Annotated in this window: 20 protein-coding genes; 1 reads left to right on the top strand and 19 read right to left on the bottom strand. The window is 49.2% G+C overall.

What is annotated here, in order from left to right:
- Positions 1-6 precede the first annotated feature (6 nt).
- From MJO47_RS10795 to MJO47_RS10715, 16 genes are all read right to left on the bottom strand, one after another.
- The gene (locus tag MJO47_RS10795) at positions 7-1,449 is read right to left on the bottom strand and encodes a mannose-1-phosphate guanylyltransferase/mannose-6-phosphate isomerase (protein WP_253961132.1); all 1,443 of its coding nucleotides are present in this window, start codon (positions 1,447-1,449) and stop codon (positions 7-9) included.
- 89 nt (positions 1,450-1,538) lie between these two features.
- The gene (locus tag MJO47_RS15650) at positions 1,539-2,663 is read right to left on the bottom strand and encodes a glycosyltransferase (RefSeq protein WP_253961131.1); all 1,125 of its coding nucleotides are present in this window, start codon (positions 2,661-2,663) and stop codon (positions 1,539-1,541) included.
- Positions 2,660-3,625: a GDP-mannose 4,6-dehydratase gene (locus MJO47_RS10785; protein WP_253961130.1), complete on the bottom strand. Its 966-nt coding sequence runs from the start codon at positions 3,623-3,625 to the stop codon at positions 2,660-2,662. Before MJO47_RS10785 ends, MJO47_RS15650 begins: the two co-directional genes overlap by 4 nt.
- A 160-nt stretch (positions 3,626-3,785) precedes the next feature.
- Entirely contained in the window at positions 3,786-4,820 is a 1,035-nt protein-coding gene (gmd, locus tag MJO47_RS10780; RefSeq protein ID WP_253961129.1) for a GDP-mannose 4,6-dehydratase, read from the bottom strand.
- 103 nt (positions 4,821-4,923) lie between these two features.
- Positions 4,924-6,699 carry a hypothetical protein gene (locus tag MJO47_RS10775; RefSeq protein WP_253961128.1) on the bottom strand — a complete coding sequence of 592 codons (1,776 nt, stop codon included), beginning with the start codon at positions 6,697-6,699 and terminating at the stop codon, positions 4,924-4,926.
- Positions 6,690-7,286, bottom strand: a complete 597-nt coding sequence (locus tag MJO47_RS10770; protein ID WP_253961127.1) for a hypothetical protein — start codon at positions 7,284-7,286, stop codon at positions 6,690-6,692. The genes MJO47_RS10775 and MJO47_RS10770 overlap by 10 nt, the downstream gene beginning before the upstream one ends.
- Positions 7,283-7,675 (bottom strand): GtrA family protein, encoded by a 393-nt coding sequence (locus tag MJO47_RS10765; protein ID WP_253961126.1) that lies wholly within the window; start codon positions 7,673-7,675, stop codon positions 7,283-7,285. The genes MJO47_RS10770 and MJO47_RS10765 overlap by 4 nt, the downstream gene beginning before the upstream one ends.
- On the bottom strand, positions 7,672-8,637 hold the full coding sequence (locus MJO47_RS10760; RefSeq protein WP_253961125.1) for a glycosyltransferase: 966 nt from the start codon (positions 8,635-8,637) through the stop codon (positions 7,672-7,674). The genes MJO47_RS10765 and MJO47_RS10760 overlap by 4 nt, the downstream gene beginning before the upstream one ends.
- Positions 8,634-9,587, bottom strand: coding sequence for a UDP-glucuronic acid decarboxylase family protein (locus MJO47_RS10755; RefSeq protein WP_253961124.1), 954 nt, complete (start codon positions 9,585-9,587; stop codon positions 8,634-8,636). The genes MJO47_RS10760 and MJO47_RS10755 overlap by 4 nt, the downstream gene beginning before the upstream one ends.
- A gap of 40 nt (positions 9,588-9,627) precedes the next feature.
- The gene (locus MJO47_RS10750) at positions 9,628-10,842 is read right to left on the bottom strand and encodes an FkbM family methyltransferase (protein ID WP_253961123.1); all 1,215 of its coding nucleotides are present in this window, start codon (positions 10,840-10,842) and stop codon (positions 9,628-9,630) included.
- A gap of 28 nt (positions 10,843-10,870) precedes the next feature.
- Positions 10,871-14,620 (bottom strand): glycosyltransferase, encoded by a 3,750-nt coding sequence (locus tag MJO47_RS10745; RefSeq protein ID WP_253961122.1) that lies wholly within the window; start codon positions 14,618-14,620, stop codon positions 10,871-10,873.
- Complete coding sequence (locus MJO47_RS10740; RefSeq protein WP_253961121.1) at positions 14,620-16,146, bottom strand: bifunctional 2-polyprenyl-6-hydroxyphenol methylase/3-demethylubiquinol 3-O-methyltransferase UbiG; 1,527 nt, start codon at positions 16,144-16,146, stop codon at positions 14,620-14,622. The genes MJO47_RS10745 and MJO47_RS10740 overlap by 1 nt, the downstream gene beginning before the upstream one ends.
- A 7-nt stretch (positions 16,147-16,153) precedes the next feature.
- Complete coding sequence (locus MJO47_RS10735; protein WP_253961120.1) at positions 16,154-18,043, bottom strand: hypothetical protein; 1,890 nt, start codon at positions 18,041-18,043, stop codon at positions 16,154-16,156.
- A gap of 17 nt (positions 18,044-18,060) precedes the next feature.
- Entirely contained in the window at positions 18,061-19,353 is a 1,293-nt protein-coding gene (locus MJO47_RS15550; RefSeq protein WP_305882436.1) for an ABC transporter ATP-binding protein, read from the bottom strand.
- Positions 19,354-19,394: 41 nt separating this feature from the next.
- The gene (locus tag MJO47_RS10720) at positions 19,395-20,186 is read right to left on the bottom strand and encodes an ABC transporter permease (RefSeq protein ID WP_305882435.1); all 792 of its coding nucleotides are present in this window, start codon (positions 20,184-20,186) and stop codon (positions 19,395-19,397) included.
- A 23-nt stretch (positions 20,187-20,209) separates the two neighbouring features.
- A complete protein-coding gene (locus MJO47_RS10715) occupies positions 20,210-21,190 on the bottom strand; it encodes a glycosyltransferase (RefSeq protein WP_253961119.1) in 981 nt (326 codons plus the stop codon).
- A gap of 6 nt (positions 21,191-21,196) precedes the next feature.
- Here MJO47_RS10715 and MJO47_RS10710 point away from each other — a divergent pair, with 6 nt between their 5' ends.
- The gene (locus tag MJO47_RS10710) at positions 21,197-21,379 is read left to right on the top strand and encodes a hypothetical protein (protein WP_253961118.1); all 183 of its coding nucleotides are present in this window, start codon (positions 21,197-21,199) and stop codon (positions 21,377-21,379) included.
- Positions 21,380-21,444: 65 nt separating this feature from the next.
- Here the strand turns inward: MJO47_RS10710 and rfbC are convergent, their stop codons facing one another.
- From rfbC to rfbD, 3 genes are all read right to left on the bottom strand, one after another.
- Positions 21,445-21,996 (bottom strand): dTDP-4-dehydrorhamnose 3,5-epimerase, encoded by a 552-nt coding sequence (rfbC, locus tag MJO47_RS10705; protein ID WP_253961117.1) that lies wholly within the window; start codon positions 21,994-21,996, stop codon positions 21,445-21,447.
- Between the two features lie 46 nt (positions 21,997-22,042).
- Positions 22,043-22,921, bottom strand: coding sequence for a glucose-1-phosphate thymidylyltransferase RfbA (gene rfbA / locus MJO47_RS10700; protein WP_253961116.1), 879 nt, complete (start codon positions 22,919-22,921; stop codon positions 22,043-22,045).
- Between the two features lie 104 nt (positions 22,922-23,025).
- Complete coding sequence (rfbD, locus tag MJO47_RS10695) at positions 23,026-23,940, bottom strand: dTDP-4-dehydrorhamnose reductase (RefSeq protein WP_253961115.1); 915 nt, start codon at positions 23,938-23,940, stop codon at positions 23,026-23,028.

The raw sequence follows: 23,940 nt of genomic DNA, 5'->3' as shown, positions 1-23,940 counted from the left end.
CGGCCCTCAACACCGCCCATAGATATCTTCAAAACGCAAGATATCGTCTTCTCCCAGATAACTCCCCGATTGGACCTCGATCAGTTCCAGAGGGATTCTACCGGGGTTCTCCAGACAATGCGTCACTCCAAGAGGGATATAGGTCGACTGATTTTCGGTCAGAATCAGCACCTCCTCCCCTTTGGTGATGCGAGCGGTTCCTTTGACCACAACCCAGTGCTCCGCCCGATGATGGTGCATCTGCATGGACAGCCGGGCGCCCGGATTCACGGTGATGCGCTTGACCTGAAAGCGTTCTTCCCGGTCGATGGATTCATACGCCCCCCAGGGGCGATACACTTTGCTATGAAGGACGGCTTCATCCCGCCCGCTGTCTTTCAAGCGTGAGACGATCTCCTTGACGTCCTGCACCTGGTCTTTCGGGCAGACCAGCACGGCATCCGCGGTCTCCACGACCACCAGGTTGTCCACGCCCACCGCCGCCAACAGGCGACTTTCGGCGTGGAGATACGAATCTCGTGTCTTCAGGGCCAGAACATCGCCAACCCGGACATTGCCGTTTTCGTCCTTCCCGCCGACTTCCCACAGCGCCGACCAGGAGCCCACATCGTTCCAGCCGGCTTCAAGGGGAACGACCACCGCCGCCGCCGTTTTTTCCATGACCGCATAATCGATGGAATCGCTGGGGCAGCCGGCAAAGGCATCCGCCTCGAGATTGACAATATTTCGGTGTTTCGTGGCCAACGCCAGCGACTCGCGACAGGCGGAGACCATGTCAGGCGCAAAACGCTCCAGTTCTTCCAGGTAACGGGACGCCTTGAACATGAACATGCCGCTGTTCCAGTAATAGCCGCCAGCGGCGAGATAGCCTTGCGCCGTCTCCTGGTCGGGCTTTTCGACGAAGCGGTCTACCTGGTAAGGCGTGAGGCGCGAGGCGTGAGGCGTCACATCATCGCCCCCTTCAAGCGCTTCGCCCGCCTTGATATACCCATAGCCCGTTTCCGGCGCCGAAGGCACCACGCCGAAGGTAATCAGCTTGCCTTGCAGGGCCAGGGCCTTGCCTGTTTCTACCGCCTGACATAAGGCCGCGCTGTCAGGGATGACATGATCAGAGGGCAGCACCAGCAGAACGGGATCGTAGCCATCAGCCTGGGCCTCCAGAGCGGCTATGGCCACCGCCGGCGCGGTGTTGCGGCCCACCGGCTCAAGCAGGATGGCCGAGGGGGATTTGCCCACTTCGGCCAACTGATCGGCGACCATGAACTGGTGCCTTTCATTGCAAACCACCACGGGCGAGGACAGATCGGCGACATTCGCCAGGCGGGTCACCGTGCTCTGCAGCATGGTCTGGTCGCCGACCAGAGCGATGAACTGTTTGGGAAACGTTTCCCGCGACAAAGGCCAGAGGCGGCTTCCCGAACCACCCGAAAGGACGACAGGTACAATCATTTCAACTTCTCCATTAAAACGGTAATGGGTCACACGTAAAGCGTAATACGGGCTGTGGCATCCGAAGCGAAGGAGTCCTTACTGGCCCACTAACCTGCGAAAACCGCCAGATGTTCGCGGGCGGACCGTTCCCAGCTGAACAGCTGCGCTCGTTCGAGGCCCTTTGTGGCCAGTTGACCGCGAGCGGTGCCATCTTCCAGCAGACGGGTCAACTCCGCCGTCATCTCTTCCACATTTTCCGGGTCAAGGTAAGCGGCGGCCTCGCCGCAGACTTCAGGCAGGCTGGCTATCCGCGACACCAGCACCGGACAACCACAGGCCATGGCCTCCAGCGGAGGCAGTCCGAAGCCTTCGTACAGTGACGGATAAACAAAAAGATCGGCCAGGTTGTACAAAGCGGCCAGATCCTGTTCCGTAACATAACCCAGGTAGTGCACATCCCCTTCCAGCTTTTTAAGAATCGCCATCACCTCGCGGTTTTCCCAGCCCCGAAAACCCGCCAGCACCAATTTCACCTCGCGACGTAACCGGTCCGAGAGCAGTTGATAGGCCTGCAGCAAACGAAGCAGATTCTTGCGCGGCTCAATGGAACCGACGAACAGCACGAAGCGGGACGGCAGGTGAAGTCGCTCGCGCAGGCCGAGCAAATCGTCCACGTTGGTGGGATAAAAAACTTCACGATCATAGCCCAGATGCACGGTTTTCACCCTGGCGGCCTCAAAACCGAATTCATCAATCGCCTGCTGCCGGATAAAATCGGAAATGGTGATAATCGTCTCAGCCTGGGCGATCCGGCGGGCAAAGTGACGCTGAAAATACTCCACCAACTCCCGGCGGTGCCACTGGGGATGCAGAAACGGCGAAAAATCAGGCACCGTCACTACGGTCTTACGCGCCCTGATCCCAATCGGAATATAATTGGGCTCAAAATAGAGCTCAAAACGTTGTGGCGACAAGACCGCAGCGGCTCCTTTGAGCCGACGCAAACTGCGGCCGAACCCGGGGATATTCTTGAGGGCATCCTTGAGCCGATTGACCCCTTTGCTCTCGTCTGCCTGGTTGGCGCAAAACAGCTTTCGGGAATAGTAACCATAATAATAACTGTAGGCATGTTCCGGCGCCACCGCCGCCAACGCCCGGCTGATCTGCCAGGTATATTTGCCAATGCCGGTCAGCGGCGACAGCAGAGGGATGGTGTTGATGACAACCCTCACTCGCGGCCTGCCCCTTTCAGCCGGTCCAGATCCTGGGCCACCATTTCCGCCACCATCTCGGCGAAAGACCGGCGGGCCTGCCAACCCAGGCTCTCCCGGATCTTCCGCGCGTCGCCACACAAGGGGACCGTTTCCTTTTCCCGGTAGAACTCAGGGCTTATTTCCACATACTCGCGATAATCCAGCCCCACAGCCGCAAAGGCCGCCGCCACCAGTTCCCCGACCGTATGCAGACAACCGGACGACAGCACATAGTCGCCAGGCGTATCGGCCTGCAGCATCCGCCACATGCCCTCGACATAATCAGGGGCATAGCCCCAATCCCGTTCGGACTCCAGATTACCGAGGACCAGCCTGGACTCCAGACCCAGCTTGATCTTCGCCGCCGTCGAGGTGATCTTGCGGGTGACGAAGGCCTGTCCCCGGCGCGGCGATTCATGATTGTACAGGATGCCGGTACAGGCAAAGAGTCTGTGCTGCTGCCGGTAATAGGCAACCAGATGATGTCCGGCCACTTTGGAGATGCCATAGACCGAACGCGGCCGAAACGGCGTCTCCTCATTCTGGGGTGATACCGCCACCGTACCGAACATTTCACTGGTGCCGGCAAAGAAAAAGCGGCAGTCGGGCGCGCGGCTTTTGAGTGCCGCCAGCAGATTATGGGTACTGGCTACATTGTTGTGCAGAATGCTCGCTTCATCCTCAAAGCGGAAGCTGACAAAACTCGACGCCGCCAGATGGTAACACTCCTGCGGCGCCACCTGGTGCACGACCTCCTGCAACCAGCCAGCCTCCAGCAGCGAGCCCCGGTGCAGCTGCAGCCGGTGTTCAAAGCCGTCAAGATTAGGCAGCGCAATACCGGGCAGCTCGATCCCGTGAACCTCGTACCCCTTCGCCAGCAGAAGTTCCGCCAGGTAGCTGCCGTCCTGCCCGCCAATGCCGGTAATTAATGCTTTTTTCACAATAAAACCTTTGTATTTCTCGCCCGTTCGCTGTGCTCACTCGAGACGCTGAGTTCACAGAGATAAACATTACAACCAATCTTTGTTTCTAAACCGACCCAAACCGTATGTAATGTTTAGCTTTTCTCCGCGTTCTCTGCGCCTCTGCGCGAGACAGCCTTTAAAACGAAAACCCCGCCTTATTCCGCCGCAGATCCGCCTCAACCATCATCGCGCATAGCTCTTCGAGCGTGGTCTTCGGCTCCCAGCCCAGCTTTTCTTTCGCTTTGGCCGGGTTGCCGATGAGCAGCTCGACTTCGGCAGGGCGATAGAACTTCGGGTTGACACGCACCAGCGTCTTGCCTGTTTTGGTGCAGATGCCCTGCTCGTTTTCAGCGGTTCCCTTCCACTCCAGGCCCATATCCACAGCTTTGAATGCCATAGTGACAAAATCGCGGACCGTTTCGGTGCGGTTGGTGGCGAGCACGAAGGTGTCGGGTTCATCGGCCTGCAGCATGCGCCACATCCCCTCGACATACTCCTTGGCGAAGCCCCAGTCACGCTTAGCATCGAGATTTCCCAACTCCAGAGTATCGAGTTGCCCCAGGGAGATTTTGGCGACGGAATCGGTGATTTTGCGGGTGACGAACTCGCGACCGCGCAGGGGGGATTCGTGATTGAACAAAATCCCGCTGGTGCCGAAAATGTCGTAACTTTCCCGGTAGTTCACAGTCATCCAGTGGGCATAGAGTTTGGCCACGCCATAGGGGCTGCGGGGATAAAAAGGCGTGCTTTCCACCTGAGGAATCGCCTGCACCTTACCGAACATTTCCGAAGTGGAAGCCTGGTAGAAGCGAATCTGCGGATTGACAATGCGAATCGCCTCTAGCAGGTTGACCGGACCGAGGCCGGTGATGTCGGCGGTAGTCAAGGGCTGGTCAAAGGAGACGCCGACAAAGCTTTGCGCGGCCAGGTTGTAGACTTCGGTGGCTTGGGTGCTCTGCAACAGGCGGATACTGGAAGAGAGGTCGGTCAGGTCGTACTCGAGCAGATGCAGATTCGGGTGCTGGTCAATGCCCAGTTCTTGGATCCGCCAGAAGTTGACGGAGCTGGTGCGGCGGTAAGTGCCGTAGACGGTATAGCCTTTGTTCAGAAGAAGTTCCGCCAGGTACGCGCCATCCTGGCCGGTAATGCCGGTGATGATTGCTTTATTCAAAAACTATCTCCTTATAAATTTGATTTATTATAAAATAAAAGAATAGTTTTTTAGAAAAATAAATAAATACCAAGATAAATAATTTAAAATAGCTTGTAATTTATCATCGAAATTCAATAGATTTCAATCCAATACCTAGTTTTCGTTTATCACGATTTAGACCGACTTTAGCTGGAGATATAGCATCTGGAATCTCGAAATATAGATTCAATATGTCATTGGGTTCGAATGCATAGCATTCTGGTAAATAAATAACGACATTTTGAGGCTTTGTTAAAGTACCACTGTAAAGAGGTACACCGTCTTGATAAATGATAAGCCTTTGACTTTTAACATTACCATATACAAATGGCTGCAATTCAAAAATTATCTTCTGAATACTATATCCAGGTATAAAACGAATTTCTGCGTTGGGCCCATCAGACCAAACACCCCATTCTTCAACGTGGGACCATCCAGGGCCAAAAATATCTGGGCCGCTACCACTGCCAATTTCATATTTTGTATTATCAATAATAGTTAAAGGAGAAATATCCTGAACAACACTTATACCGGGTATATACCTAAATCTATCGAGGTGACACTCGAGATGAACAGGTGTTTTTTTGAACTCCCACATTGGCCTCTTGTCTCTAAGTTGCTCAACTGCTTTACAGGCAGCACTCCCCCAAAGAGATTCTTGAAGGTAAATATATCGATTTCCAGAGTAAGATAAAGCAATGTATAAAAAAGAAGGAATAAAAACTGTAACGACTAACCCCATCTTTAAATATGCAAAAATAGATTTTCTATAAAATAGACAATTACCATCAGACTGAAGGTTTTTAGTCTTAGGTATTGCTGTGCTGGATATTAAAATCAAACTAGCAATTGCTGAAGGAATAATCAGACGATTACCCCATCCTTCCCAACCGAAAGGAGTCCACCAATTTGCCAAAATTATAGAGCTAGAAACAATCAACCCTAATGAAGCTAGAAGGCCGAAAAAACTCGGCCGATGTCCTACAGAGAATAGTAAGAGCAATAACACAATTAATGATGCAGCCCACGAGACAAGCAAACCTCCGTTTGGAGAAAAGAAAATCCAAAAAAAATATAGCGCCTTAATGACATAAGGCGGCGCAGCTTCACGAGCCTCAATCAAATAAGGTATAGGGAGCAGACTATAATATCGATGCCAATTATACCAAAGAGTGATAAGAATTGATGGAGTCAAAGAGCTAATTAATATTTTAATAATATTTAGATGTTCGTATGAAGTTTTAAAAAATGAAATTAATGTTTTATTTTTTGATTTAATTATTATTCCTATTAAATAGACAATACCAATAAATATTGCACTCGTATCCTTGTATAATGGCAACATAAATGTAGAAATAAAAAGCGCACAAAAAATAAACTTTTTATTTTTATTTTTGAATAAAACAATATAAAAACTCGAGCAGAAAACGCCCAAAACCACGCCATATTGAACCTCTAGAGCGCCGGAGTTAATATAAAATGATGGTATAACTGAAAATATTAAAGCAATAATATAGAAAAAAGAAGTACTCCGTACAGTATTGATCTTGCTCACATAATCTACAAAAAAGGCAGAAAAAATTAAAAATATTAAATTTATTGTTGTGGTGATAATAACATGAGTTTTTGGAGTTATTGACAAAAAAAATGAATTGATGAGATATGCAAAAGGGAATTTGCTTAGTGGTTTACAATTATGCGTACCACTCCAATGACACAACAAATTAGTATAATCATTTTTCCAAGCTGGCAAATCTGTCCAATTAAAGCTTGGCTTGTGAAAAAAAAGTTGAAAAATAAAGGCAACACATGCAAAAAACAAAAAAGCAAAGTAAAAACGCCTAACATTTATTGGCATTTGTAATCCTCGATTTGTTGGCTATTCAAAAAGGGATCAGTCAAATCATCGGAGTACTCCCCCATAAGCAAACGCTTCCTAGGCAACCAATGCTGTCTGAAATATCGGCTGAAGCCAGCTAGCGAACGCCCTTTTTCTGTCAAAATTACACACCCGTTGACTATTTCAATTGTCCCTGATTCGAGTTGTTCTGTAAGTCTTACATCTATAAGTCGGTGCTCCACCATATATTCATTAATAAAAATCCACTCAAAAGCGTCTTGTTTGATTGCGCCACCACGTTGTTGTAATTTTTCAAGGATATAAAATGACAAAGATCTATCAATAACTGTAGGTACGGATATGGCAAAAGAGTAACCAACCAATAACCAAACAAACACCATTAATAATTTCTCAAATTTACAAAAAATATTGAATATTTTCACAGAACAAATAATCAAGGCTGCTGTCAGGGCGGAAAAAACGCCGTCTACAATCGCTGCATAAAATACGACATCTACTTTAAAATACTTTATGTGTAGATAATAGGCGCAGAGTAAAATTATTAAAAAAATCAAGGAAGCAATTGCAAATTTAATGGCTTTCATGTTGCAATCCTGAAAACTAGAAATTTATTTCCAAGGTAACTGAGAGAAACCTGAATAGCTGTTGCCAATAAGAAACCCAAACGATAATCGAACCCAATCCAGTCCGTCCAAATCAGCAGAACTACCCCATGAATAATCGCAATAAAACCGTACAACCCACTGAACTTAAGTGCCTGCGTAACAAAACCTTCACTTGTTTTAGGGAAGACGAAATAACGACTACCTAAAAACGATGTCGTAATCCCAAAGAAGGCTGCGATAAGATTTGAAAGGCCCGCAGAAGGAATGCCTAAAATGCTAAAACAAAAAGCGAGAGCAGCAAAATGAACGGCAGTTGCAGCAAGGCCATTTATAATATAGCGAAGCAGTTCATAAACATGCCGTTTCATGCTTCACCTGGGCTGCCTTCAGGTACCAAGACCTTTTCAACAAATTGATGATAAGCAACCGCAGTGGTAACTGACCCAGCTCGCACCACCCCAGTTAACATCAAAGTCATCAATGTTACGGCCCCTGTTTGCAAAAACATTAAAACAAGCACACCTAAGGCTATAGAAAACCATCCCGGCGTTGAAAAGCCAATTATTTTGAGAACAATTGCCGCTAGAGCGCCGACTACTGAAATCCCAGCGATTAATGCACACGCAATACCTACACGGACTAAAACATCTTCAGCGAAAACCATCAGCCCCTTGAATCCGTGCAATGCAAGGCCAACAAAGTTCATTTTTGATTGACCAGCATAGCGCGGTCCGCGATCCAGGGGGCAGACTGTAACACGCAGCTTCGATGCCAAGACTGAAGCGGCAACATGTGTCGATAACTCTTGCATAACCACTAAACGCTTTAATGCGCCAGGCTTAAGCGCCATAAAATTACCGAAACTGATCGACCGTCCAGTCATCAGATTGAATAAGCGTTTATACACAGTATAAAATGCCTTAAATTTAAAGGTTTCAACTCTACTTTTACGCTGTGCAACTACGACGTCAATCCCCTCAGGTGCGAGTTGTTCCAGCAAAGCAGGAATCGTCGATGGTAAATCCTCACCGTCCGAATCCATAACTACGACTCGTTGATTTTCTCGTATATGTTCCGACACATAACCCAGACCAATGGCGATAGCGCGTTGATGCCCGACATTACGACGAAGCCTCAAAACAACCCCGTCAACCGCAGCCTTATCCAGACCTAAGGTGTCCAGCGGTTCTTTGACGGAGCCGTCATCCACAGCCACAACAAAAACGTTTCCCCTGAACTGCATGGCCAATTCACTGAACAAGCGGGTGCTGGCCTCCACGTCTTCGTAAACAGGCGTAACTATAACTAAAGAGTGATGATTCAGGTTCATATCCCAAGGAATCTCCGAAAGTAATTAACAGTCTGGTCGAGACCCTCTTCCAAAGGTATTTTTGGTTCCCAGCCCAGTTTTGCTCTAACCAAAGAAATATCAGGCTGCCTTTGTTTCGGATCATCCTGAGGTAAAGGTTTAAAAACTAATTTTGAAGGCCCGCCGACTAGATTAAGCACAGTCTCTGCAAGCCCTTTGATAGTGAACTCAACAGGGTTACCCATATTGAATGGTCCGGTGATTTCATGGGATGTGGCCATCATCCGTACAAAACCCTCAATAAGATCATCCACATAGCAAAAACTGCGGGTCTGAGAACCATCACCATAGATAGTGATATTTTCGCCACGGAGAGCCTGAACAATAAAGTTACTCACAACCCGTCCGTCATTAGGGTGCATCCGAGGCCCGTAAGTGTTAAAAATTCTAACTACCTTTATCCCTAGGTCGTGCTGTCGACGATAGTCGAAAAATAATGTCTCCGCACAACGTTTGCCTTCGTCATAGCAGGAGCGTATTCCTATTGGGTTGACATGCCCCCAATAACTCTCCTGTTGAGGATGAACCTCTGGATCGCCATACACCTCGCTGGTCGACGCCTGAAGAATTTTGGCCTTAGTACGCTTAGCAAGGCCCAGCATATTAATGGCCCCATGAACACTTGTCTTGGTCGTCTGCACTGGATCCCATTGATAATGGATAGGCGATGCTGGACAGGCCAAATTGTAGATTTCGTCTACCTCAATATAAAGAGGAAAGGTGACGTCATGGCGCATCAATTCAAAGTGTGGATTTCCTATTAAATGGGTGACATTGTCCTTAGTTCCACTATAAAAATTATCAACACAGAGTACATCGCAACCGTCCAAGAGCAGCCTCTCGCACAGATGCGAGCCTAAAAATCCTGCGCCACCTGTCACCAAGACTCTTTTTCTATTAGAAACCCGCATTCCCCCCCCAAGGATTTAAATAATTAACAAAGAACAACGATTAACTGACAATAGTTTTTATCATAACTGGTTCAAAGCCCCTTGATTCAAGCCAGGACACACCCTCTTGAACTAGGGTTACAATGAGATTGTACTCCCCTTTTTCTGTTGGAGCGATAATTTTTGCACATTCAGTCGAGTAAGTTGATGGCGCGATAAATTCTTTTGATAAAACAGACCGAACTCCATCATAAATTACAGTATCACCTTCTGTTTTATACCAGTGGTAACTGATAAAAATAGGTTTAGACCCATAGCTATACCATTTTTCTTTACTGGAGTTGCGCAATTCAAGGTCAATTAAAAATACTTCACCAGGGTTAAGCAATAAAGGTAATTTCATGACATTTTTAGAAATAATTGAACCTAAAGGTTCCTGAACTTCCGGTGTTTCAAAAAGCTTTTTACCTATTGATCGCTCTTCAACTAAAACTAATTTTTTCAACTTTTCTTTTATTTCTTTTTTAAAAAAACCGACAATATTTGGATATCTTCTATTAACCACGTGTTCATACATAACCATATATGCCTGATCAGGCACATGAAGATTAACGACTGACATATTGTCCGAATCGACAGCATACAAATAAGGAAATACCCCTCTCATAAAATCTAAAAAGTCAGGGATAGTAATACGTTGCAACACATCAAGGCAAAAATGATTCATTTCCATAACAACTGTTGGTTGATATTTTTTTATTAATTTCCCCCCACCTTCTATGACGTTCTTTTCAAAACCCTCTACATCTATTTTTAAAAATGTTGGTATTGGCCGCTTGGTTTCGAAATAATCGTCGAGAGTCTCAATATTGACAGTCTCTGTGATATGTCCACCTTCGGGCATGATCTTGTTACTGACATATCCACCTGATCGGTTGTTTTTAGCAAAGGTAAGTGTCACAGACTGTTTTTCAACCCCAAGCCCAAGGTTGATGGCTTCAATATTTGTGAAACCAGTACGAGCTATATTATTTTTCAAAATATTAAACGTTGTTGAACTTGGTTCAAAAGCATAAACATATTTGGCCAAGGTTGAAAAAAGTATCGCCGTTAGTCCTATATTACCGCCAATGTCAGCTACAACATCGTCAGGACCAACAACAGATTGGAACAATTTAACCATATATGGTTCAAAAACACTGCCCACTGCATTAAGATAGTTATCGTCTGATGACACGATATAATCTCTGTCAGCAATCTTTATTTTTTTTTCCACTGGGCCTCCTAATTTATTATTCCCAAACTTAAAAAAGTTTTGTCAATTGACTAGCGCTTTCCTTCCAAGTGAACCAACGCATTTTATCAGATTTGGGCTGATTTTTTGTCCTGTATAGATCCAACCACTTTATAATTGCCTTAGATATTACGATGGAATCTTTCTCATTAGCGAAGTAGAAAGCATGTTCACCAGCCACCTCTCGGAACACAGGAATATCCCTTGCAATGATTGGGAGCTTGTGTTGGGCGGCCTCTATTAAGGGTAAACCGAAACCTTCGCCGTAAGACGCGGCAATCAGGCATGTGCAAATGGCGTAGACTTTTTCCAGATATTCATCGCTGATCCCTTCGAGCCAGAACAAGCGTTTATTCAATTCAGGATGAAAACGGAGACATTCAATAGTTTGAGGAATGTCTCGGCGCATTCCACTAGGCAGGTTTTTCCAGCCCTCCTTGCCAACGATGACAAGGTTGATATCAGCCCCTTCTTCCCAAAGATTGCTAAAGGCCGCAATGGTCTGCAAATATCCCTTACGCGGTTCAATAGTCCCTACCATCAAAAAACTGGGGCGAGAGGTTAGCTGTTTGAATAAACTAACAGCATTATCAGGCAACCCAGTGCTGGGCGCAGAATTGGAAACATCAGCCCCCAAAGGCCATGACATAATTTGAAAAGGGCGTCTACCTTGCCAATCTATGCCCGTTTCCACATACCAATCGGCGAGATTCTCCGCAACAGTTTTTGAAATACAGATAGCGCCATCAAACGTTGAAATTGAACGTAGCCACCTTGCATGATTTTTATCTGCCCCTGGAGGAAAAACATGCGGCATAAGAAGCGGCAGCAAGTCAAACACAACAGAATAAACTAAGACACCTTTTTTCCTATAACCCTCAAAAACCCCGGCCTGTTCCGCCTGAATCAGTTTCTCACCAGAAATGTCCAAACTGAGCAACAAGTCACCGTTTTGGGGTGCTATGGGTTCATCCTTCAACATGGTCACCGGACAACCCAAGAGCCCCAACGTGTAGCCCCGCGCGTGGCAATAATGCCACTCGCCACCAGCATTACTGAGATACACGGGTTCAATGCGATAGCCTGTTGGGGGAGAGTCCAGTAACGCCAATAAAAGAGCCCGTGCGACGCGCTCGATACCAGTCTTAAGGTCATTGCTACATGTAGCAGTCACATCCAGGAATAATCTCCTGGCAGGTTGGGAGACTGGTAGAGTTGTCGCTATGGATTGCGATAGTCGGATCAGGGTTCCATCATCGGGGACAAATGACACCTGATTTGCGATGGCCTTAATAAGGCCAGGCGTGGAAAATTCAAAGTGCCTATGGAAGCGTTCGATGGCGGTTGCATAGTGTTTGGCACATGTTGCTGGAGCATGGCGGTCGAGGATGATTGCTTGCGCCCGGTCGCCTAGAGATCGTCTACGTACCGGATCGTGCCATAAGGCTTCCAGAGCATCGACAAGATCCCTATCGTCAAATTCGTCCGGCAACATCCACACAGCTTCGGGATCAACTTCCGTTATCGAACCGTTGGCGTTGACGATGAGCGGCAACGCATGATTCATGCAATCCAAAACGGCAGCTGAGGTTTCGCCCCTTGAGTGGGTGCGTAATTGCACTGACAGATCGGCAGCAGCAAGATAGCGCCGGTACATATCGAGTGAAGCAAAACCCGTGATGCGAATACGGTTTGAGCAACCACTGGTGCGGATAGCTTTCAACAGGTTTGCGCCGTAGTCACCACCTTGGTTTTCACCTACAAAAACTAAGTGACACTGGTTATCGCTGCCCAGCTTGCTTTCCAGCCAAGCCTTGAGGAGACTGTGGTTCAGCTTGGTTGCATCCAGGAAGCCGAAGCTGCACACAACAAAATCGTGATCACCGATGCCGAGTTGCTTTCGCGCTGCCTCCTTGTCAATTACACTCGCCGGAGACCTAAGCAGGGGAATAATTTCCCATTCGATCTTATGATGATTTCCATACCATTGCCGCGCCAGGTTACGGGAGTATTCGGAGTGGACAATCACCCCTTGGGCGTTTTGTAAAATATGCCAATTAACCGGGTATTTGCGCTTTGCTTCGTCCGCTTCTTGGTAACGATCGCGTATGGCACCATAGCCGTGCGAGACATAAAGTGAATTCATCCATGCGTGTTCTTCATTACCATGAAGTTCCATCCAAGCCATCAAGCCACTCATGAAAAAATCGTGCAGTACCACCGTTCCGGGAATTTCCACCAGCAAGGAAAGCATATGCCTATGGAAAGGGGAGTTGCCAATCTGGTAGAGTACGCGATCGATCTCGCCGGCATGGTTACGCAGCCACGATACATCACGTATCTTGCCGTGACGGCTGCCCCAAGAGGCATCAACTCGCTCCTGTGCGACCACAAGTTCAATGTCGTAATATTCGGCCAGGACTGGCAGAAGCTCCGCACTGTAGTCGGCGATGCCGCTACGCTCGGGCGGCATCGGTGAAACGAAAGCGAGTCTCGGCTTATGACCGGGAAGCGGACTATTGGAGGCTTGTCCTGCTTGGGTATGCAGCAACGTTTCCCACGCAGCAAAAGCCCGTTTGGCCGTTTCATCCCAGGAAAAATTCTTGGCTTGCTGCAAGCCGTGCTCACGCAGTCTGGCCCTGAACGCTTGGTCATTTAAACCCTTAGCCAATAGCTGGGAGATGTCAGCAACATCGAAAGGATCGAAAAGCGCTTCATCCAAGCCGATCACTTCAGGCAAGCTGCTGGTATTGGCGCCAATCACCGAGGCGCCACAAGCCATCGCCTCCAGCGCCGGCAGGCCGAAGCCTTCGTGCCAGGAGGGGAAGACATAAAGCCGGCAGAGGTTGTAAAGTTGAACAAGTTCGTCTTCAGTCACATAGCCGGTAAAGAGCAGTTCGTCCGTTTTCAACCCAGCAGACCGAGCAACCTGTTGGAACCTCACCACATCACCAGTGGGCATTTTGCCGGCGAACACGAGCTGATGAGAGGTACGCAGGTCCATGGGAAGGGCGGCGTAGGCTTGAATAAGGCGCGGCAGGTTTTTGCGTTCGTCGGCGCCACCGGTATAGAGGACAAAGGGGCGGCTGATGCCAAATTTTTGCCGAAGCTGGTCAGCCGTTGCTTCCTCAATCGTGCGGGGCTGGAAATGCGCGTCAATGGCCGTGGAGATAGTTATCATTCTGTCGCTATCAACACCTAGCGCTTCAAGCCCTTCTTCCCGGCTGAAGTTGGATATAGCCAGACACTTTGCCGCGCGACGGAGATACTCCACTTTTTGCGAATAATATTTTTCGTAACGCGGATTGGGCTTGAGGTAGTGATCAGGATTGAGCAGCGGAATGAGGTCATAGAGAATGAGACTCACCGGCGTGGCGGTGTCGAAACGACCGATGCTGGTGACAGCATCGTCTACGTAACCTTCAAACAGACTGCTGATATGAATCACATCGGGATGCAGGCTGGCCAAGAAGGCTTCACGAAGCAGTTCTGCGACCTTTCGACGGCTGTCGTTACCGAGATGTTCTTCCCGCACCGGGCCGGGAGCCTGCCAGACGCGAATATTGTGCTGCGGCAGCAGGCCGTCGAAGGCGGCGCGGATCGGTTCGATGGTGTCGGGGAACAATCCGGAAAGCGCCAGTATAACTTCATGCTCACCGCGATTGCGGACCACGGCTTGGGCAAACGACATCGTATAGCGGCCGATGCCGCGAAAACGGCTTTCGGTTTGCGCACCCTGCATATCAATAACGATACGCATCAGTTGCTCCCCTTCCGGTGCTGATCCATGGCCGCTTTCAAATCATGGTAAATTTGCCTGGCATGGGGCGAGAGTGTGTCCAGCCCCTGAGAGTTGTTTCCCTGCCCCGATGGTAAATTGGCCTGCATCTCGTGTGTTGTCTTCAATGCCGGGGAAACAAAGGATAAATCACCGCCCCCAGAGGTATCGATTAACCCATAATAAAGCGCAAATTGTCTGAGGCGGGCGTACAGTCTTGGATACTTCTGCAACCAACCTTTCAGTTTTACTCGCCATGTCTGCCGTTGCAGCACTCCTTGGACTGCCACCTTAAGCAAAAGCCGCAGCAGGTCCTTACTCAAGCGAACAGGCAATCGGCCAGCCCATTTGACCCCTTGCATGATCTGGCGTAAAGGCCAGGTGAGACGCCACGACTTGCTTTTAAGCAGGGCCTCAATCTGTTGTTGCCTTGCTTCGGCCAGTTGCAAGTGGTGATGGTTCGCCTGATGAACCTGATGCAGCTCCTGCTTTGTCTTGTCGAGTTCTGCTTCACTCGCATGGGAATGAGCTTGTGCCTGTTGCACTGCCGCAAGGGCTTCTTCCAGCTGCCGCTGTATTTCCTCATTCCGAAGCGTGGCCTGCTCGGCCCTGTTCTGAGCCTGCAAGGCGCGGACTTCGGCTTGCTGTGCCAACGCTTGGGCCTGTTGTACGGTTGCCAGCGCCTGGCCCAGCTTTTCAAGCAGCTCAGCGTCACGAACCTGGGACTGATCGGTTTTTTTTATGGTCTGCTCCTCATATCGCTGTGCCAGTGTTTCCATGCTCAACCCGTATTCGGCTGCAAAGGCGCCGTTCGTCGCCTCGAATATTGGAGCTGGCCCTTCTTTTTGCGCGACGACGGCGTAATCAGGGCTAGCACCAGACAAAACCTCTATCAGGCTTGGGTTTGAATCATTCAAAAGTTTTTCTGATTCTTGCAGTCGTAAAATCTTGGTCCGCTTGAACCCGTCATGCTTAAGGGTGAAGGCCAACAACTGGGGGGGGATGGGCCGCTTGTGGGTGGGGTCAAGATAAAAGTTTGAGGTGGCTACCACCAGATTTTCGGGATTGGGGGTTTCAAGAATCAGCAATCCTCCTGGCTTGAGTACTCGCAGCGCCTCCGCTACTAGTTCGTTGACCTGCTCAAACGAAATATGCTCAACCACATGAAAAGCACTTATGACAGAACATGAGGCGTCAGCCTTTTTTTTTAGAAGCTCAATCGCATCACCCTGAATGACCGGCAGCTCGAGCTGAACACAGGCCTGCAACATCCCATTGTCCAGATCGATGCCCTCAACTTCGAATCCGTTCTCACGCATCAACTCCAGCCACTCCCCCCTGCCACACCCCAGATCAAGGATTTTCGCCGGCTGGTGATGGTTGAGTAGAGGTTGGACAAAAGGCAGGTAGACTTCGAGCCGTTTTTTAATCACGGCGCTCGGGCCACGAAACAGTTCTTCAAAGGCCCGGTAAAATGGCATCGATTCATTTTTCTTTATAGTCTTCATAATAAAGTCACGCTATTGCGAGTCTTGGGCATGGGTTGCTGGTAATATCGGACCACCAAAACTCGCCCTCTTTGACAAAATCGAAAAAAACCCAGGCTACATCGGTTGTGCACGAAGGAACTTCAACCCAAAAAGAGACATGGTCAGTCGGCGAAAGATCAACGGGCAAAGTATAACGAGGAGTATCCCATTGAACAATTTCGTCCAATCCGCCCAAGAGGTGCATGGAAAACTCGAGCCCGTCGCTTGAAGCGGCAAGGGTTACCTCTCCAATATTTTCTAAATGAACAAAAAACTTTTGCAACCTTCCACTGGCATCGCTCAATCTTTCCAAGACGTCCACTTTAAATCGCATTTGTGCGGCACGGTCGCGAAGAGATTGCTCTATCTGTGGCTTTGTGCTCAAAATAAACCCATCTTTCCCCAGGATGGTCAACCCACGCAGAGAGGGGAAATGTTCTATGACCTGTAACCTTAAGGCAGAGGACAAGCGATAAACGATAGATGAGTCTCTGATGGAGTCATGGACGACGTAAAAATCGGCATTTTGAGCATGCGATACAATCTGTTCGACAACCCTGGCACGATTAGCCGTGCCTTGAGGAGAATCGATGAAAATCATCCTCTTACCAGCAATAGAACAGAGTATATTATACCCTTCAATAATCGCAGTCTCATCGAAACCGGTTTCCCCAGAGAAAGGGACGAGCCGGGCATCAGCACCCCTAGAGCGGGCATATTCGAGCCAAGGACCATCCCACCCTTCCAACGCAACCTGTTTGGAGACGAGGTCAGCAAAAAGCACCGTGGTATAACCAGCCCCGAACTCCAAGACCGCGGCTACATTCGCTTTAACGACGAAATCACGAAGTTTCTGGTATTCCGCTGCGGTGAAGTAAGCCGATCCGCATTTTAAACCATTCCAAAGAAAATCTGATTCTTGAACAGAGAGGGCAATTGACGCCACGGATTCTGGCTCAGTCAGTACGGAGAGTTCTGCACCGGGTCTTGTGATATTTTCTGCTGGAGGGTGACACATGGAACGGGCCATTATCAATTTAAGTCGGTCTTCAAGACCAGACCTTAAGTTTAACGCGGTGGTTATCACCTCTAAAGAGCCAGTTTCCGCTCCCCCAACCTGTTGGGACAAAACCCGAACAATATCTAGAGGTAGTGACGAAACATAAGCATCAATATCCCGAACACCTGCAAAATGTACAAGACGCAGCATCCCGCCCTGTTGGTTCCTCAGGTTTAATTCATCATCTAAATAACAATTGAGTTCACCAAAATTCCTGAAACCTTGCCAATTATATTCATATTCCGAGATAAATTTTACAGGTATTTGATATTGCGCAATTTTTGCACAAAGAAAATGATTATCATAAAGCTTGCCTGGAACTACGTATCGAAGCCACTCATTGTTATCACATGCGGCTTGTTCTATTTCGCTAAAAAATTCAAAAAATCCTGAAGGAACTGCAAATACACCACTATTAAAATAGTTTTCACCAGATAATTGTGGAGAAGAACTCCATGGCCGCATAGGATCTGAAATAAAGGAACATTCTCTGAGATCATCGCGACAAGCAGTGAAACAATCGACTGCAATCAAGGCAATTAATGGTTTGACTATTATTATGTCTGCATCTAGATAGATAAAACTGCCTTTTCGGGCAGCTCGACTATAAGCCGTAAATTTCGCGCGCTTTACCCCCATGGTTGCAATCTCAGGCAACAACTCCAGTCGTGCGCCCAAAATGGCAAAAAAGGGTTTTAGAGTAACATCATCGCTAAAGACGGTTATGGTACATTCAGGGTGGTGCCGCTTCAAACTCCTGACAAGTCGCTGAGCATTAAGAGCATAGTTGCTTGTCATTATAGTTATAAAATTCAAAACGACGCTCCTAAATCCTAAACTTTTATGGCAGCATATTCAGGTGCTAAATCAACGACTCCACCGAATCGACTAAGTACACCGGCACCAGTAACCTCAAGAACTTCGGCATTTATGACATTCAACAAATATCGTTCGAAACTCCCTGTCATATTCCCACCGGATGCAACTCCCATGCAGAGCCCATAATTACCAAGTTGTATGGGGATGCGCATTTCAAAGATTATTTCTGCTAATTGATTGCGCCCAAGGGAGAACGGTTGTTGCCCTAACGCATAGGAGTTTGTATTAAAAATAGAGATGGCAAGATTATTCCGCAGAGAAATGCCAAAGTACAAATCTTCCAGATCAGTTTTGGCCTGTACTTTGTATTTGATTTGAACACGATCCCCCGTTCTGGCCGAAATTATTTGCCGTCCCCTCCGATCAAACACCCTAAAGTCAACGAGGAGGATCTCCCCTGTGTCGATTTGGGCATGCATCGCCTTAAAACCATCTACATACCGGAGCTCAGGCACATAATTATCTGACTCATCAGTTGTGCTTAAACCCTTCACTTCCGTGAATTTCAAGTTATTGGAATTTTCTAAAATCATACCATTATAACGATCGATAACTGTTTCGGGATCAGCCCACATGCACACCTTGCCGTTATCCAGCAACAATGCCTTATCGCAGAGGGCTTTAACAGCCGTGGCATCATGTGAGACAAACAAAAGGGTCGTCCCTTGCTCTAGGAAAGTCTGAATCCGATAAAAAGATTTCTGAGAAAAATATTTATCCCCAACGGAAAGAGCTTCATCAACGATCAATATATCGGGGCGAATAGCAGTTGCGACACTAAAAGCGAGACGTACCTGCATACCACTGGAATACACCCGGACCGGCTGATCGATGTAGTCGCCAATTTCGGCAAAGGCTTCGATATCGGGCATGAGCTGGGCGATTTCCTCGACGGTTAACCCCAGCAATTGCCCGGACATATAGACATTCTGGCGACCAGTGAATTCGGGATGAAACCCCATCCCGAGCTCAAGAAGGGCGGCAACCCGCCCGGTAATCTCGATCTTGCCGGATGTCGGCTGCGTGGTTCCGGTTATCATCTTGAGCAGGGTGCTTTTACCGGCGCCGTTTACTCCGATGATCCCGACGGCCTCGCCGGGCTCGACGGTAAAACTGACATCCTTGAGGACCCACTTTTTCTGGTGCCTCTCGCCTAGAAAAGGGAGCGCCCACTCAAGCAGCCGCGACCAGCGAGTAGAATATTGTTTATAGGCCTTGCCCAGTTGTGTAACGCGAATCGATCCCATTAAAACCCTTCTTTCCCTTTACTCCTCACCCTTTGCTATCCCTACAGCTCATCCACCATCTCGCCGGCGCGCTTGCGAAACAGACGCATCCCGAATACGCAGAGTCCCAAGCTGACCAGGGTGACGCCGATGAAATCGTGCCAATGGGGCCAAGTGCCGTTAACCATGATGTTCTGGTAGGCGGAGATGAAGGTCATCATCGGGTTATAAGCCAGAATGGGTCTGGCCTCATCCGGGAGAATGGTCGCGGGATAGACGATGGGGGTCAGCCAGAACCAGAACTGGAGAAAAATACCGAAAAAGTGGCCGACATCGCGAAAAAACACATTCAATACGCCGATGATGATGCCCAGCCCGATGGCGAAGAGTATCTGGATGAGCAAGACGGGAAAAACCGCCAGGTACGCCCAGCCGGGGAAATTGCCGCTGACGATCAGAAAGAGAGTGAACAGGCCAAAGATGATGGCGAAGTTCAGGCTGGCATTGAGGACCACGATGACGGGTAGAGAAATGCGGGGAAAACTTAGTTTTTTGATGAGGTTGGCATGTTCGAGGAAGACATTCTGTCCTCGTCCGACAATGTCGGCGAAAAGCCCCCAGGTCAGAATACCCGCGCACAGATAGATGCTGTAGGCAAAGGTTGAATCGATGCCGGGCAGTTTGGCCTGCATGACCTGGGAGAAGATCACCGTATAGACGATGATCATGGCCAGGGGGTTGAGCACCGTCCAGGCTGCTCCGAGCAGGGAGTTACGGTATTTGGACTGAAATTCGCGTTTGACGCTGCCCGTTATAAAAGCACGATAAGCCCACAGGGCTTTTAACATCAACATAGGGTAATACGATTCCTGAACGGTCAGGCGGGTCCATCACGCCGTTGAATATCAATAACAAGATTACGAAACTGTTCAACAAAAGACCCGACGGAAAAGCGCTGGGCGTTTTGTCGACAATTTGCGGGCTGAAAGGCGGCGCATTTCTGTTCGAACGTTTCCAGCGCCCCCAGCAGGGAAGCGGCCTCCTGCTGCTGAAAAAAGACGGCGGTCGGCCGCTCTGCCTCTGCCTCGGTGCACCGAAGTGTTTCCAGGGTACCGCCCTTGCCGAAGGCAATGACCGGTGTACCACAGGCCTGCGCCTCTAAAGGGGCGATGCCGAAATCTTCTTCCGCCACAAAGATAAAAGCCCTGGCCCGCTGGAGATGGTCTTTGAGCACCTCTTTGGGCTGATGGCCGAGGAGCTGGACGTTGTGGCCGGCCTTTTCCCTGATTTTCCCCATCTCCGGCCCATCGCCGATGACCACCAGCTTTTTATCGGGCAACTGCTTGAAAGCCTCCACAATCAGGTCGATGCGCTTGTAGGGCACCAGCCGCGAGGCGGTGAAGTAAAAATCTTCTTTCTGTGCCCCGGGGGTGAAATAATCGGTATCCACCGGCGGATAGAGGACCGTCGATTCACGTCGATACGCCTTCCAGATGCGGCGCTGCACAAACTGGGAAATCGCAATAAAGTGATCCACGTTTTGGGCGGTTCGATAATCCCATTGTCGCAGGCGGTGCAGCATGGCGCGAACGGCCCAGCTTCTGATCCCGGTGGTCAACCCGCTTTCGCGCAGATACTGGTGCTGCAGATCCCAGGCATAGCGCATGGGAGAATAACAGAGGCAGACATGCACCTGGTCCGGCCCGGTAATGACCCCTTTGGCCACAGCATGAGAACTGGAGATCACCAGATCGTAGGCGGAGAGGTCAAGCTGCTCGATGGCCAGAGGCATCAGTGGCAGATAGTGGCGGTAATGTTGGCGGGCCAGCGGGAGCTTTTGAATAAAAGTGGTCTGCACCTTTTTATGAAGAATGACAGCCCGGTCTTGTTGGGGCAGGAAATCAACCGTGGCGAAAAGATCCGCCTCGGGATAGATCCGGAGGATCTGTTCAAGGACCTTTTCAGCACCGGCATTGACGACCAGCCAGTCGTGGATAACCGCGATACGAATAAGCCTGCCTCCTTGCTACAGAATGGGGCATGGTAGGCCAAAAGAGGGAGAGGGTCAATCAGGTTTTTCCTGATGGGACAAGGAGAAGCGGGCTTTCTCTTTCAGGCAAACACCTCAACCTCAGATACACTTTTGCCGAGCATGTCTTTTGGTGCCAGCACAGGATTCGTGCCAGTTGACGGCCAGTCAATTTTCAGTTCGGGATCATCCCACCGAATGGTTCTTTCCAGAGCAGGAGCATAAAAGTTCGTTGTCTTATAAAGAAACTCGGCTACTTCGGACACCACCAGAAATCCATGGGCGAACCCCTCTGGAATCCACAGTTGCCTTCTGTTCTCGGCAGAAAGACACACCCCCACCCACTTGCCGAAGCTGGCCGAACTTTGACGGATATCCACCGCCACATCGAACACTTCACCGACGGTGCAACGCACAAGCTTGCCCTGGGCCGCCGGAGGTAATTGATAGTGCAGGCCGCGCAGAACCCCATGTACCGAGCGGGAATGGTTGTCCTGCACGAACGAAACCTCCAAACCCGTTGCCTCGCGGAAAACGCGTTCGTTGTAACTTTCATAGAAAAACCCCCGTTCGTCGCCAAAGACTTGGGGTTCGAGGATTAAGACGTCGGGGATTTCGGTTTGGATTACGTTCATGGCATAAGTTTCAGGTTTTAAGTTTCAAGATTTAGGGACTTAACACTTAACACTCGTCCCTTACCACCCTTTCCAGATACTCCCGATAACTCGACATGGGGGTTTGGGCGATGACTTTTTCCATCTCCGTACGGGTCAAAAAACCTTTCATGAAGGCGACTTCTTCGAGGCAGGCGATCTTGAGTCCCTGGCGTGCTTCCAAGGTGCCGATAAAATGACTGGCTTCGAGCAGGCTCGTGTGGGTGCCGGTATCCAACCAGGCGATACCACGCCCGAGTTTTTCCACGGCCAGTTCGCCTCGGCGCAGGTATGCCATATTGAGGTCGGTGATTTCAAGCTCCCCCCGTGTAGAGGGCTTCTGGAGACGAACCAGCTCGGACACCTTACCATCGAAGAGATAGAGCCCGGGAACGGCATAGTGGGATTTGGGCTTTGGAGGTTTCTCTTCAATGCTCAGAACCTGGCCGTCTTTATCAAATTCAACCACCCCATAGCGCTCAGGATCAGCCACGGGATATCCGAATACACGAGCTCCTGAGGAAAAATCCTGAACAATGCGATCCAGTCCCATTTTTCCATAGAAAATATTGTCTCCAAGGATCAGGCAGACCGGGTCTCCAGCGATAAAATCCTCCCCGACCAGAAAAGCCTGGGCAATGCCCTTGGGTTCGGGCTGTACCGCATAGGACAGGCGTATCCCAAACCGGGAGCCGTCGCCCAGAAGTTCCCTGAAACGCGGCGTATCCAGAGGGGTGGAGATGATGAGAATATCCCGGATGCCTGCCGTCATCAACGTGGCCAGGGGATAATAAATCATCGGCTTGTCGTAAACCGGCTGCAGCTGCTTGCTGGCGATCAGGGTCAGCGGGTAAAGCCGTGTACCGGCCCCACCGGCGAGCACGATACCTTTTTTGATTCCAGTCACCTGAACCTCCTGAAAATTATTACAGGGATGCGAGGGATACAGGGGATGGGGTCAAATCCCAGAACAAGATCTTTGCTTTATCCTGTTCATCTCTTTTATCCCTGTTAAACCCTATGTGTTCTATCCCCAAAATATTTCCGCAAACTCTCCCGCCACTCCGGAACCTGCATTCCTGTCGCCACCTTATACTTCTCTTTTGACAGTACGGAATACTTCGGTCTATGGGCTGGCAAGGGATATTCTTCTGTTGGAATTGGCAGAATGTTTTCAACTTTCAAACTTTCGGACTTAGACGCTTGAGCTATAATCTCCGCCGCGAACTGATACCAGCTACATGCGCCTTCGTTGGAAAAATGGTAAAGACCGTAGGGGCTGGGAGGGGTGAGGGGTGAGGCGTGAGGAGCGTCAACTAAGGTCAATAGTGTGAAGATTGCCTCGGCCAGATCATCGGTCCAGGTCGGAGTCCCCCGCTGGTCGTCGACCACTTTGAGCTCTGTACGTTCTTTAGCCAGACGAATCATGGTCTCGACAAAATTGCTGCCGCCAAGGCCATATAACCAACTGGTGCGGACAATGAAATACTTCTTCAAGCCGGACTCGATGATTCTCTGCTCGCCAAGAAATTTGCTCTGGCCATAGACAGACAGGGGCCCGGTGGGGTCCTCTTCGTGGTAGGGTTCCCTTTTATCCCCGGAGAAGACAAAGTCCGTGGACACATGCACCAACACGGCATCTATCGCTGACGCCAACTGGGCCAATAGCCCAGGCCCTTCGCCATTAACCTGCATGGCCAATTCATGTTGAGTCTCACAACCATCAACGTTGGTATAGGCGGCGCAGTTGAGAATAATGTCAGGGACACTGTCCTGCAGAGCAAGAACCTGTGTCCGGTTGGTTATGTCGAAATCAGGCAAATCGTAGGATTGTATTTGGCAATTTATCGGTGCCAGTTTTTTAATCGCCGTGGCTAACATGCCATTCGCGCCAAGTAGAGCCAATTTTCGTTTTGCTGAAGTCAA

Origin of the sequence: Desulfuromonas sp. KJ2020, assembly GCF_024197615.1 — a bacterium.
Classification (GTDB): domain Bacteria; phylum Desulfobacterota; class Desulfuromonadia; order Desulfuromonadales; family SZUA-540; genus SZUA-540.
Note: the sequence above shows the minus strand (reverse complement) of the source record. Positions and strands in the feature narration are given on the sequence as shown.